Raw genomic sequence first — 12,726 nt, forward strand, 5'->3', positions numbered from 1 at the left:
GTTAGAGCTTCGTCTGCCCCTTGAACAGGTCGCCGAGTCCGTCGGCCCAGCACGTCGGGCAACCGGGGTCGTCGGAGGAGGTGCGCACGATGAGGGATGCCTGCCAGCTGTGGCCGACGGTGCACTGCCACCACACTAGGTGGTCCGAGACGTCGCGGCCGTCGTGGTACCAGCGGCCATCAGCGCTGCCGTAGATGTTCTCGGGAGTGAAGGGGGTGCTCATCGCGTCCGCGTGCCTCCGGTCGGGGTCTTGGTTCTTGTTCACGTCCTCCAGTCTGGACACTGGCGAGCCCTGGCACATGGCAGGTTCATGGGATTTTCGGTCTACGAAGAATCGAGGAGATCTGGTAGTCCATCTGGGCTATGGCCTTAGTCCGCCTGGAGCAGGAGATAGCGAAGCGCCGGTCAGACGAGAAGTCGTGACCGGCGCCTGCCGCTCTCCATTAGAGGCCCTTGAGGATGTCCTTGCTCTTCCCGCGCTCGTCCTCCGAGGCCAGGACGTAGTAGCTCAGCAGCGTCTTGACGTCGTGCCCGTCGTACTCGGCGATCAGCCCCCAGCTGTGGCCGTTCGCCTTCCACCAGAGAGCGGCGTGATGACGCATGTTCCGGTACTTGATATAGGTCTTCCAGCTGATGGCGTCGCGGATGATGTGCCACTCGTCGTTGAACCCCTCCTTGGTCGGAGGGACACCGCTCGGATCAGGGAAGAGCCAGTCCTCCTCGGTCGTCGCGACGTGATGGTCGCGCCAGTCGCCACCGGCGAGGTCGGCCCGGCGCTCACGCTCCTTCTCGATCGACTCGATGAGGTCGGCCTCGGTGGTCTGGGGCGCGAGGTCGAGTGCCTCTCGGATGCGCTTCATCAGGAGGGAGTGCGCCGTCCCCGGGTAGGGGACCGTTCGTCGCTTCCTGTTCTTAGTGTGAGGTCGGCGGTACCGCTCCCGGGAGTACCCGGGCATCTCTGCATTGCGCGGAACCTCCCAGACACCGTTGACGTCGATCTCTCGGTTGCGCAGGTCGATGTCGACGACGCGGAGACCGAGCTGCTCGCTCAGCCGTAGCCCGCAGAAGGCGGCGATGAGAACGCAGAGGGACATCCACGCCCACTTGGAGATCTCATCTGCCATGGCGATCGCGGCCAAGACCTTCTCGGTGGCCGGCCGGTGCGAAGGGGGCACGTAATCGCGGCTCGCCCCCTGAATCGCTGCGCTGCGTCCGTAGGACACGCCCTCGAGCGGGTTCTCGTCCAGGGAAAGCCATCGCCCTCCCGTGCGCTTCATGTGGGCGGTCTGGCGCAGACCCGCGAGCGTCGAACCGAGGTCCTCGGCGCGAGCCGGCCCGAGCGGCGCCTTCACCACGTTCCCCTGAGCGTCCCGCTCACCTGCCCGCGCGTTGGCGAGGACCTTTTCGCTGTCTGCGACCGACCAGTCCTCGACCAGAACGTCTCCGATGACGGGGTAGACCCATCGCGCCAGGAGGGACGTCCTGTTCGCCAGGTACGCCTCGCTGCGCTTCTTGTCGCGAAGCGACTGCAGGTAGATCTCTCCGAGGTTTGTGAGGTTCCGGACCACGATCGCTCCGTCGTCGTCCTTGGTCGGCGCCAGCGCGAGCCTCTGGTCGAGGGCACGCTCGACGTTGTCGAAGAGGGTGTCGAGCGTCTCGCCGGCCGCGGGAACCTGGTTCGTCTGCTTGCCCGTCTCGGGATTGCGGTACGAGACGCGACCGTTCGGGGCCCCGGGCGTCGGTGCATAGGCGCGGACGCGCCATGCTCGTCCCGATGTGCTGGGTCGGGGCTTGCCGATACGGACCGGCGGGACGGACTTCGCGCCGTCGCTGCGTGGCCGGCCCATCAGGCTGCGTCCTTGCTCTGGTTGCGGCGGGTCTGGCGGCGCTTGCCGAGCGAGAAGGTCTCCTCGACCTTCTCGTTCACGGCCTCGTGCTTGATCGCCTGCTGCTCGGTGTCGATGTCCTTCGACGCCAACTGCTTGGGCTTGCGCGGGGGTCGGCCGGAGAGCTCGCCCGCGAGGACGCGGAGTTCCCACTGGAGGAGCGAGTCGAGCCGGTACCTGGTGCCGATGGGCGTCGGGAAGCCCTCGACCTTGAGCATGTCGTAGCCGAAGGTCTTCTTCCAGCCGAACCTGACGAAGACCTCCTTAGCGTTCAGGTAGGTGGTGGACGGGTCTGTGGTTTGCGCCGTGGCGCTTGCGTGGGTACTCACGACCGGGAACCGTTCGGCGCGATCGAGTGACGACAATGGTGCACATGTGAACCCGTGAAGAGATTTGTTCACGGGTTTGCTGGCTCGTTTGCTGGGGGCACCGGTGCCAGCAAATCCCACCACTACACACGTGACCGAGGAAGGTCCGATCATGGCGAACCGGCTGGCCCGAGCGACGTCGCCGTACCTGCTCCAGCACGCGGAGAATCCGGTGGATTGGTGGGAGTGGGGCGAGGATGCCTTCGAGGAGGCGAGGCGTCGCAGCATTCCTGTCCTGCTTTCTGTGGGCTATTCGAGCTGTCACTGGTGCCACGTGATGGCGCACGAGTCGTTCGAGGACGCGGCGACCGCGGCGTACCTCAACGAGCACTTCGTCGCGGTCAAGGTGGATCGCGAGGAGCGGCCCGACGTCGACGCCGTCTACATGGCCGCGACGACGGCGATGACCGGACAGGGCGGCTGGCCGATGACCGTCGTGCTCGACCACGACGGCACCCCCTTCTTCGCCGGCACCTACTTCCCGGACCAGCCGCGGCACGGGCAGCCCGCGTTCAGCCAGGTCCTGCAGGCGCTCTCGGACGCCTGGACCAACCGCGGCGAGGAGGTACGCCGGGTGGCGGACTCCGTCCGATCGCACCTGTCGTCGGCCGCGGCCTCGCTCGGCGGCGGGCAGCCGTCCGCGGAGCTGGTGGCACGGGCGGTCGACAAGGTGGCCGGCGACTTCGACCCGATGGCCGGTGGCTTCGGGGGCGCCCCGAAGTTCCCCCCGTCGATGGTGCTCGAGCTCCTGCGCCGGATGCCTGACGACGAGCGGGCCCGGCACATGCTCGCCCGGACGGTCGCCGCGATGGCTCGCGGCGGCATGTACGACCAGCTCGGCGGCGGCTTCGCCCGCTACTCCGTCGACCGTGGCTGGGTGGTGCCGCACTTCGAGAAGATGCTGTACGACAACGCCCAGCTGCTCGGTCTCTACGCCCGCCTCGGCACCAGTCTCGGGGACCGCGTCGCCCGCGAGACCGCCGACTTCCTGATCCGCGAGCTGCGCACCGGCGAGGGCGGCTTCGCCTCGGCGCTCGATGCCGACACCGAGGGGGAGGAGGGTCGGTTCTACGTCTGGACCCCCGCCCAGCTCGTCGAGGTGCTGGGGGAGGACGACGGGGCGTGGGCGGCGCAGGTCTTCGAGGTGACCGCCGGCGGCACGTTCGAGCACGGCACGTCCACGCTCCAGCTGCGGCACGACCCCGACGCGGAGGTCGCCGGAGCTGAGCGGCTGGCCGACGTACGCCGCCGACTGTTCGCGGCCCGCTCCGAGCGCGTCGCACCCGCCCGCGACGACAAGGTCGTCGCGGCATGGAACGGACTTGCGATCAGTGGCCTGGTCGCCGCGGGGCTGCTCCTCGACGAGCAGGAGTACGTCGATGCCGCGGCCGCTGCGGGCGACCTGCTCGTCCGCGTGCACCTCGACGGCGACCGGCTGCTCCGTGTCTCGCGTGACGGCGTCGCCGGCCGCCACGCCGGCGTGCTGGAGGACTACGGCTGTGTCGCGACCGGCTTCCTCGACCTCCTGCAGGCGACCGGCGACCCGGCCTGGCTGCGTCGGGCGACCGGGCTGCTCGACACGGCCCTGGAGCTCTTCCGGGCCGAGGACGGCGGCTTCTACGACACCGCGGTCGACGCGGAGGCCCTGGTAGCGCGACCGCGCGACCCCTCGGACAACGCCTCGCCGAGCGGCCTGTCCTCGACCGTCCACGCGCTCGTGGTCGCCCACGCGGTCACGGGCGAGGGCCGCTACCGGGACGCGGCGGAGACCGCTCTCGGCACCGTGACCGGGCTGATGGAGCAGGCCCCGCGCTTCGCCGGCTGGTCGCTGGCCGCCGCGCTGACGATGCTCGACGGCCCGCTCGAGGTCGCGGTCGTCGGGCCGGTCGGCGCCGAACGGGACGCGCTCGCCGCCGCCGCCCGCCGGCTCCCCGGCGCGGTCGTGCTGGTCGCCGACGGGCCGAGCGGCGACATACCGCTCCTGGAGGGTCGCGTCCCGGTGGACGGCCGCCCGGCGGCGTACGTCTGCCGTGGCTTCGTCTGCGAGCGCCCTGTCACCACGCCGGAGGACCTGCTGGCCTCCGTCGGTGGCTGATGCTCAGATGAGGGCGTGATCTCGGACCTTCAGCCCCAACCGCACCGCTTCCACGACGGCGGCACCGCCTCAGAGCCGTCCGACCCGAACGCGCAGCCGCGCATCGTCCTGGAGCGCGACGTGCAGGGGGAGCGGGAGCTCTTCCGGATGCTGCGCCGGATCGCCTACCTCGACGAGGAGCTCGGTGAGCTGCTGGTGCCCGCAGACCTCGTCTCGTTCCGCACGGACCTGACGTCGGTGCCGGCGCTGTTCACCTGGCTCGTCCCGAAGACCGGCAGCCACCTGCCGCCGGCGCTGCTGCACGACGGCCTGGTGGGTGGCGGCTCGCGCCAGGAGTACGTCGGCAGGCCGATGGACCGACCGACGGCCGACCGGGTGTTTCGACGGGCCATGCGCGACACCCACGTCGGCACGGTCCGCCGCTGGCTGATCTGGGCGGCCGTGACGCTGGCGACGATCCATGTCGGCACGCCGTCGTGGAGCAGGGCGCGCCACGTGCGCTACCTGGTCGCGGCCGACGGGACGCTCGGCCTCGTCGGCATCCTCGGCACGATCGCGACGCTCGACCTGTTCGACGTCGTCGACTGGCTGCCCTGGATGGGCGACCGGCCCTGGTGGCTCGAGCTCGTCGGCGGCCTGGCCGGCGCCGTGGTGATCCCGCTGCTGCTCGGCCTCACCTGGGGGCGCTTCGCGGTGGCCGGAGCGATCGCCGGGATCGCGCTCGCGGTGCTGCTGCACGTGACGGCGGCGCTCGCCGTGATCACGCTGCTCTACCAGGCCGTGGAGCGGCTCGCGCGTCGGACGCCGCTCGCGGTCGTCGTCGCCGGCGGCGTCGTCGTGCTCTCGTGCGCCGTGCTCACCACCTTGCTGGTGGCGTCGGCCTGAACGGCCGCGGGACGCGACTCAGCGCATCGCGTAGGTCGCCAGCGAGACGCCCGTGTAGTGGGCGACGAACGCGAGCACCGTGAACGTGTGGAAGACCTCGTGGAAGCCGAACCAGCGCGGCCACGGGTCGGGGCGCTTGAAGCCGTAGACCACGCCGCCGAGCGTGTAGAGCGCACCGCCCACGCAGATCATGGTGAAGACCGCGATGCCGATGCCGAGGCCGAGCGAGGTCGCGCCGCTGAAGAACGACGGCATGAAGAAGACCGCCGCCCAACCGAGCGCCATGTAGATCGGCACGTAGAGCCAGCGCGGCGCGTTGTTCCAGAAGACCCTGAACAGGACGCCCAGCACCGCCCCGGTCCAGACGACGGAGAGCAGCAGCACGCGCGCGCTGCCATGGAGCAGCAGGAGCGAGAACGGCGTGTAGGAGCCGGCGATCAGCAAGAAGATGTTCGCGTGGTCCCACCGCTTGAGGAACGCGTGCGTGCGCGGCCCCCAGGTCCCGCGGTGGTAGACCGCCGAGACGCTGAACAGCAGGAGCGCGCTCGCCATGAACGCGATCGCGCCGACCTTCGCGCGACCTGCAGGAGCGAGCGCGACGAGCACGACGCCGGCCGCGAGCATGAGCGGCAGGCTGCCGGCGTGCAGCCAGCCGCGCAGCTTCGGCTTGACGTCCGCGATCGTCTCGGAGACGGCGTCTGCGAAGTTGTCGAACCGGTCACGGACGGTCTCGCGACCGCGCTCGCGGGCGCGGTCGAGGCGGACGTTGATCGGGTCGGGCATGCGTTGACGGTACCCGGCGAGTGGGCGTCGTACCCGAGTACCCACCACGGTTTACCCTGTGAGTCGTGGCCGATTGGAAGCGCGGAGTCCGCAAGGTGCTCTACCCCGCCTACGAGGCGCGCATGCTCCGCAAGCTGCACGACGACAACCTGCCGAAGCACGTCGGCGTCATGCTCGACGGCAACCGTCGCTGGGCGAAGGCTGTCGGGCGTGACACGGCTCACGGGCATCGGGTCGGCGCCGCCAACATCGAGCCCCTGCTGACCTGGTGCGACGAGGTCGGCATCGAGGTCGTCACGCTCTGGCTGCTCTCGACCGACAACCTCAACCGACCCGCCGCCGAGCTCGAGCCGCTCCTCCAGATCATCGAGGAGGCCGTCGACTCGCTCGCCGACCAGCGCCGCTGGCGGTTGCACCCGGTCGGCGCGCTCGACCTGCTGCCGGCCAGCACGGCCGAGCGCCTCAAGCACGCCGAGGAGTCCACCCACGACGTGGAGGGCATGCTCGTCAACGTCGCGGTGGGGTACGGCGGCCGCCGCGAGATCGCCGACGCCGTCCGGTCCCTGCTCACCGAGCACGCGGAGCGTGGCACCTCGCTGGAGGAGCTCGCCCAGATCATCGACGTCGAGCACATCGCCGACCACCTCTACACCAAGGGCCAGCCCGACCCGGATCTCGTCATCCGTACGTCGGGGGAGCAGCGCCTCGGCGGGTTCCTGCTCTGGCAGAGCGCCAAGTCGGAGTTCTACTTCTGCGAGGCCTACTGGCCCGACTTCCGCCGCGTCGACTTCCTCCGCGCTCTTCGGGCTTATGCCCAACGCGAGCGCCGGATGGGCCGCTGACGGAGCTCGCGCACCGCGTCGGCGGCGTTGTCGCGGCTCGGCGACCCGCTCCGCTCCAAGGTCGCCTTCGCCGCTCCGCCTTGCCGCCACGGCACGCGAGCTCCGTCAGGGGCCGGATGGGCCGCTGATCGAAGCTCGCGCACCGCGTCGGCGGCGTTGTCGCGGCTCGGCGACCCGCTCCGCTCCAAGGTCGCCTTCGCCGCTCCGCCTTGCCGCCACGGCACGCGAGCTCCGTCAGGCTGGAGGGACCTCGGTCCCGGTTCTTCTGCCGAAACGTACTGTTCACGGACGAATGCGGGCGTGTCGCCTTTTTCGGGTACCGGGGCGGCGTACGTTTCCAGCCAACAGCGGGTGGGGAAGCTCGCTGCATCGGGAGGCCCGCTCGTGATCGCTCACGACCTGCAGACGAAGGCATCGGCAACGCGTGCCTGCGTCGAAGGGGGCCGGCACCCCGGCCTTCGGGCATCCTTCCGGTCCGTCTGCATGAACTAGGGCCGGGGCGAGGGGTGTCTGCCTGCGGTCCGTGAGGGGTGAACCGCGTGGCTACCCAGGCCAAGACCTCCCGCTCCACGAAGATCCCGGGCACCGAGCCGTCGGTGCGGACCTACGTCCTCGACACCAGCGTGCTCCTCGCCGACCCCGGTGCGCTGCGACGCTTCGCCGAGCACGAGGTCGTCCTCCCGGTCGTCGTCATCACCGAGCTGGAAGGTAAACGGCACCACCCCGAGCTGGGCTTCTTCGCCCGCGCCGCGCTCCGAACCCTCGACGACCTCCGCGTCTTCCACGGTCGGCTCGACCAGCCGGTCCCGGTCGGCGACGAGGGCGGCTCGGTCCGGGTGGAGCTCAACCACACCGACCCCACGGCTCTGCCGTCGGGCTTCCGGCTCGGTGACAACGACACACGCATCCTCGCGGTCGCGAAGAACCTCGCCGACGAGGGAGCGGACGTCGTCCTGGTGTCCAAGGACCTCCCGCTGCGCATCAAGGCCTCGGCGGTGGGTCTCGAGGCCGAGGAGTACCGCGCGGAGGCGATCTCCGACTCCGACACGGGCTACTCGGGCATGACGGAGCTCGACGTCGCCGCCGCCGACCTCGACGAGCTGTACGACGACGGCGTCGTCGACCTCGCGCAGGCCCGTGAGCTGCCCTGCCACACCGGTCTGGTGCTCCTCTCCGAGCGCGGCACCGCCCTCGGCCGCGTCGGCCCCGACAAGCAGGTCCACCTCGTCCGGGGAGACCGTGAGGCGTTCGGCATCCACGGCCGCTCGGCGGAGCAGCGCATCGCGCTGGAGATGCTGCTCGACCCCGAGGTCGGCATCGTCTCCCTCGGCGGCCGGGCCGGCACCGGCAAGTCGGCCATGGCGCTGTGCGCAGGGCTCGAGGCGGTCCTGGAGCGTCGCCAGCACAAGAAGGTCGTCGTGTTCCGGCCGCTGTTCGCCGTCGGAGGCCAGGAGCTGGGCTACCTGCCCGGCTCCGAGGCCGAGAAGATGGGGCCGTGGGGACAGGCCGTCTTCGACACCCTCGGCGCCGTCACCAGCCCGGAGGTCGTCGAGGAGATCCTCGACCGGGGGATGCTCGAGGTGCTGCCGCTCACTCACATCCGCGGCCGCTCGCTGCACGACTCCTTCGTGATCGTCGACGAGGCACAGTCGCTCGAGCGCAACGTGCTCCTCACCGTGCTCTCGCGTATCGGCGCCAACTCCAAGGTCGTCCTGACCCACGACGTCGCTCAGCGCGACAACCTGCGGGTCGGGCGTCACGACGGCGTCGTCGCGGTCATCGAGAAGCTCAAGGGCCACCCGCTCTTCGCCCACGTGACGCTGACCCGCTCGGAGCGCTCCCCGATCGCCGCGCTCGTCACCGAGATGCTCGAGAGCTACGTGCTCTGACCCGTTCCAACGCTCGCCCGCTCGCGCCGGGGCTCGTGTGATCCGAGCCTCGGCGCGGCGCATTTCGCGACGCATGTGACTTGTGTGACTGGAGTGACTGAATTTGTTCACTTCATGCATCGAAAATGCGCGTTCGGTTTGCAGGGCTTGGATCGGTCAGGCATGGTGTTCGAGTTCTTCAAGCCGACCCCGAGGTTAAGACTTTGTCGAAGCATGCCGCCCCCAGGCACCGCAAGGCGCCTGAGCGCACGGTCCTCGACGCACCCCGGAAGGCCGTTCGCGCAACCGTCCTCCTCGGTGGCCTCGCGGCCGCCGCGACCGGCACCGTCGTCGCCGGTGGCCTCGCTCTCGGCAACGGTGACAGCAGCCTCGCGGCCGCCACCGTCAGCGGCCCGGTCCAGCCGGAGCAGCCGCAGGCAGCCACCACGCCGGTACGACGCGAGGTGAGCGTCTCGCGGTCGAGCGACCGGCGTACCGCCACCGACCCCGCCAAGGTGGCCGCGCTGGCCGCTGTCGCGCCGACGCAGGTCAGGGCGATCGCCCGCACCGAGGACGCCGCGAGCGGCGACCCGAAGACGATCGCGAGCGCTCTGCTCGGCGACTTCGGTTGGGACAGCTCGCAGTTCGGGTGCCTCGACCAGCTCTGGACGAAGGAGAGCGGCTGGAACCCGCTCGCCAACAACGCCTCCTCCGGTGCCCACGGGATCCCGCAGGCGCTGCCCGGCTCGAAGATGGCCTCCGCCGGCCCCGACTGGGAGACCAACCCGGTCACCCAGATCAAGTGGGGCCTGGGCTACATCCAGGGTCGCTACGGGTCGCCCTGCAGCGCCTGGGGCCACTCCGAGTCCTTCAACTGGTACTGAGCCGCAAACCCTTCCTGGGGTCCCGGTGGTCTAGACCGCGGAGCCTCGCATCTGCACCCGGGTGAGTCGTTCCCTGGGGTCGCCGTAGCCCGTCGGCGCGGTCCCGGGACCGCCCAGGTGACCTAATGCAATGCGGTCCCGGGAAAAATCGGGGAAAAACCCTCAGGTCGGCCGCAGCCCGGAGAGACAGTGGTCGAGCCACTCGGGTGGCGACCATTCGACTACCCGGGGGACACAGATGTTCGCATCGACCGGTCGCGCCGCTCCGCGCGTCCTCGCTCTTCTGCTCACACTCGGCCTGGCGATCGGCGTGCCCGCCGCCGCGGAGGCCAAGGGCAAGCCGATCAGGCCGTCGGCCCCGACCGACCTGGCCATCGGCACGGTCACGATGTCGGGGACGTCGTACGTCGTTCCGGCCACTTGGAAGGCGGGCGCCAACACGACGTCCTTCCAGGCGTCCGTGCTGGCAGGCACGACCGTGCTCGCGCAGGCGAACCTCACCGCCACGTCGTGGGCGCCGCACGTGACCGCCAAGGCCGGCACCACGATCAAGGTCCAGATCGTCGGTGTCTACGGCAAGTTCAAGGGCCCTGCCTCGTCCGCGAGTGCGGTGCTGCCCGACGTGACCGCGCCCGCCGGCAGCTACAACGCGACCTGGGCCGCTCCGGCGAGCAGCACGCTGCCGGTGACCTTCAACCAGGTCTCGCTCACCGACGACGTCAGCGCTCCCGCTGCGATCACGGTCAGCGTCGACTTCGGTGACGGCACCACCGCGACCAACCCGGTCTTCCCGCTGGTCCACGACTACACCGTCACGGTCGGCGAGGCCAAGCGCTACGAGCCCACCGTGACCCTCAAGGACGCCGCCGGCAACACCGCGCCGGCACCCGTCAACGCCGTCGTCGTGTTCGACAGCACGGCGCCGACGGGCACGGTCAGCATCACCCCGGCGAGCGGCTGGGCGCGGTGGACCGGCGTCACTCTGAAGACGACCGCCACGGACAACCTCAGCCCCGCCGCGAGCATCAAGCGGTCGATCGCCTGGGGTGACGGGACGACGACGGTGGCCTCCGGCGACCGGACCCTGCGCCACGTGTACGCCGTCGCCGGCAGCTACACGCCCAAGGTCACGCTGACCGACGAGGCCGTCCCGGCCAACTCCTACGACGCCCTCGGCACCGCGGTGGTCGTGAAGAAGGACGTCTTCGGTCCGACCGTCGCACTGAGCCTGCCGCGTGCGAAGCGGAAGTCGGTCCGGTCGTGGAAGCTCCTCGCCGGCACGGCCCGTGACGCGCAGACCGCGGTCAAGATGGTGAGGGTCAAGGCTGTCGAGAAGCGTGGCGCGGCCTACTACGCCTACGTCCCCGCCCAGCACACGTGGGTGAAGGTCGGCCGCAAGACGCGGGCCTTCGCGAAGGCCGGCTACCTCCAGGTGGCCACCACCAGGGCGTGGAGCGTCCGACTCGCGAAGCTGACCAAGGGCGTCCTCGTCTACCGCGTCCAGGCGGCCGATGTGATGGGCAACCTGTCGGCGGTCTACGAGCACTCGCAGAAGCTCACCACGCGCTGACATCCGGCGTGGAGGGGCCGCCGGACGTCTCGGCACCGCTCGGCCGTCGTCGTACGACGCGGCCGGGCGGTGCCGGCTCCTGCGGGTCTCGGCCCCGGTGGTGTCAGGGGTGCGTCATCGACTCCACGTCGAGCGCCTCGTCGAGCTGCTCGAGGGTGACCACGCCGCGGTCGACGTACCCGAGCTTGAGCACGGTCTCCCGGATCGTGGCCCCGTCGGCCAGCGCCTGCTTGGCGATCTTGGCCGCATCCTCGTAGCCGACGTACTTGTTGAGCGGCGTGACGATGGACGGCGACGATTCGGCGTAGGCCCGCAGCCGGCCCGCGTCGGCGGTGATGCCGTCGACGGTACGGCGGGCGAGCACCGTCATGGAGGCCGCGAGCAGCCGGATCGACTCGAGGACGTTGCGCGCGATCACCGGCATCGCGACGTTCAGCTCGAACGCGCCGGAGGCGCCGGCGACCGTCACGGCCGCGTCGTTGCCGATGACCTGGAAGGCGACCATGAGGGTCGCCTCGGGGAGCACCGGGTTGACCTTGCCCGGCATGATCGACGACCCGGGCTGCAGGTCGGGGAGGTGGATCTCGGCGAGGCCCGTCGTCGGGCCCGACGACATCCAGCGCAGGTCGTTGTTGATCTTGATCAGGCCCACCGCGAGCGTCTTGAGCACGCCGGAGAGCTCGACCAGCGAGTCGCGCGTGCCCTGCGCCTCGAAGTGGTCGCGCGCCTCCGTGAACGGCTGCGCGGTCGCGTCCGAGAGCACCCGGATCACCGCCTGCGGGAAGCCTGCGGGCGTGTTGATGCCGGTGCCGACGGCCGTCCCGCCGAGGGGCAGCTCCCGCACCCGGGGGAGCACCGCCTCGAGCCGCTCGCCCGCGTAGCGCACGCTGGCGGCGTAGCCCCCGAACTCCTGGCCCAGGGTCACCGGCGTCGCGTCCATCAGGTGGGTCCGGCCGGACTTCACGAGCCCGGCGAACTCCTCCGCCTTGCGTTCGAGCGACGACGCGAGCACGTCGATCGCGGGCAGCAGCTGGTCGGTCACCGCGACCGCCGCCGCGACGTGGATGGCGGTCGGGAAGGTGTCGTTCGACGACTGGCTGGCGTTGACGTGGTCGTTGGGGTGCACCGCAACGTCGTCGCGGGCCGCCAGCGAGGCGATCACCTCGTTGGCGTTCATGTTCGAGCTGGTCCCGGAGCCGGTCTGGAAGACGTCGATCGGGAACTGGTCGTCGTACCGTCCTGTGACGATGCCCGCCGCGGCCTTGCGGATCGCCGCCGCCTGCTCCTCGCCGATCACGCCGAGCTCGGCGTTGACCGTGGCCGCCGCGGCCTTCACATGCGCGATCGCGTGGATCAGGTCAGGCTCGAGCGGCGTGCCCGAGATCGGGAAGTTCTCGACGGCGCGCTGCGTCTGGGCACGCCACAGTGCGTCCTCGGGCACCCGTACGTCGCCCATGCTGTCGTGCTCGATGCGGAAGCCCTGCTCATGGTCAGTCACGTCTGGCATGTCCCCGTTGTACCCCGTACGGCTCCTCCCGAGCGATG

The 12,726-nt window shown here is 70.2% G+C and carries 11 protein-coding genes; 6 read left to right on the forward strand and 5 right to left on the reverse strand.

Annotated elements, in window-relative coordinates; translation table 11 throughout:
* Position 1: 1 nt before the first annotated feature.
* From ABD205_RS17440 to ABD205_RS17450, 3 genes are all read right to left on the reverse strand, one after another.
* Entirely contained in the window at positions 2-265 is a 264-nt protein-coding gene (locus tag ABD205_RS17440) for a zinc-ribbon domain-containing protein (RefSeq protein ID WP_344046982.1), read from the reverse strand.
* A 178-nt stretch (positions 266-443) separates the two neighbouring features.
* Positions 444-1,847 carry a tyrosine-type recombinase/integrase gene (locus ABD205_RS17445; protein WP_344046984.1) on the reverse strand — a complete coding sequence of 468 codons (1,404 nt, stop codon included), beginning with the start codon at positions 1,845-1,847 and terminating at the stop codon, positions 444-446.
* Positions 1,847-2,215, reverse strand: coding sequence for a hypothetical protein (locus ABD205_RS17450; protein WP_344046985.1), 369 nt, complete (start codon positions 2,213-2,215; stop codon positions 1,847-1,849). The genes ABD205_RS17445 and ABD205_RS17450 overlap by 1 nt, the downstream gene beginning before the upstream one ends.
* Positions 2,216-2,366: 151 nt before the next feature.
* On the opposite strand from ABD205_RS17450, the gene ABD205_RS17455 reads away from it, so the two are divergent.
* Entirely contained in the window at positions 2,367-4,349 is a 1,983-nt protein-coding gene (locus ABD205_RS17455) for a thioredoxin domain-containing protein (RefSeq protein ID WP_425573079.1), read from the forward strand.
* A 15-nt stretch (positions 4,350-4,364) separates the two neighbouring features.
* Entirely contained in the window at positions 4,365-5,234 is an 870-nt protein-coding gene (locus tag ABD205_RS17460) for a DUF1353 domain-containing protein (RefSeq protein ID WP_344046988.1), read from the forward strand.
* 18 nt (positions 5,235-5,252) lie between these two features.
* Here ABD205_RS17460 and trhA read toward each other — a convergent pair whose 3' ends face one another.
* A complete protein-coding gene (gene trhA, locus ABD205_RS17465; RefSeq protein WP_344046990.1) occupies positions 5,253-6,017 on the reverse strand; it encodes a PAQR family membrane homeostasis protein TrhA in 765 nt (254 codons plus the stop codon).
* Positions 6,018-6,082: 65 nt separating this feature from the next.
* Here trhA and ABD205_RS17470 point away from each other — a divergent pair, with 65 nt between their 5' ends.
* From ABD205_RS17470 to ABD205_RS17485, 4 genes are all read left to right on the forward strand, one after another.
* A complete protein-coding gene (locus ABD205_RS17470; RefSeq protein WP_344046992.1) occupies positions 6,083-6,859 on the forward strand; it encodes an isoprenyl transferase in 777 nt (258 codons plus the stop codon).
* A gap of 539 nt (positions 6,860-7,398) precedes the next feature.
* Entirely contained in the window at positions 7,399-8,748 is a 1,350-nt protein-coding gene (gene phoH2 / locus ABD205_RS17475) for an RNA 5'-3' helicase PhoH2 (protein ID WP_344046994.1), read from the forward strand.
* A gap of 203 nt (positions 8,749-8,951) precedes the next feature.
* Complete coding sequence (locus tag ABD205_RS17480) at positions 8,952-9,611, forward strand: aggregation-promoting factor C-terminal-like domain-containing protein (RefSeq protein WP_344046996.1); 660 nt, start codon at positions 8,952-8,954, stop codon at positions 9,609-9,611.
* 238 nt (positions 9,612-9,849) lie between these two features.
* Positions 9,850-11,181 carry a hypothetical protein gene (locus ABD205_RS17485; RefSeq protein WP_344046998.1) on the forward strand — a complete coding sequence of 444 codons (1,332 nt, stop codon included), beginning with the start codon at positions 9,850-9,852 and terminating at the stop codon, positions 11,179-11,181.
* Positions 11,182-11,284: 103 nt separating this feature from the next.
* Here the strand turns inward: ABD205_RS17485 and ABD205_RS17490 are convergent, their stop codons facing one another.
* On the reverse strand, positions 11,285-12,688 hold the full coding sequence (locus ABD205_RS17490) for a class II fumarate hydratase (protein ID WP_344047000.1): 1,404 nt from the start codon (positions 12,686-12,688) through the stop codon (positions 11,285-11,287).
* Positions 12,689-12,726 lie beyond the last annotated feature (38 nt).

Origin of the sequence: Nocardioides panacihumi, assembly GCF_039530925.1 — a bacterium.
In the GTDB taxonomy this organism is placed as follows: domain Bacteria; phylum Actinomycetota; class Actinomycetes; order Propionibacteriales; family Nocardioidaceae; genus Nocardioides; species Nocardioides panacihumi.

What these genes read in the sequence shown, in the direction of transcription:
- ABD205_RS17445 (WP_344046984.1), bottom strand. Translation starts at nt 1,847, where the DNA reads ATGGGCCGGCCACGCAGCGACGGCGCGAAGTCCGTCCCGCCGGTCCGT.
- ABD205_RS17455 (WP_425573079.1), top strand. Translation starts at nt 2,367, where the DNA reads ATGGCGAACCGGCTGGCCCGAGCGACGTCGCCGTACCTGCTCCAGCAC.
- trhA (WP_344046990.1), bottom strand. Translation starts at nt 6,017, where the DNA reads ATGCCCGACCCGATCAACGTCCGCCTCGACCGCGCCCGCGAGCGCGGT.
- ABD205_RS17485 (WP_344046998.1), top strand. Translation starts at nt 9,850, where the DNA reads ATGTTCGCATCGACCGGTCGCGCCGCTCCGCGCGTCCTCGCTCTTCTG.
- ABD205_RS17490 (WP_344047000.1), bottom strand. Translation starts at nt 12,688, where the DNA reads ATGCCAGACGTGACTGACCATGAGCAGGGCTTCCGCATCGAGCACGAC.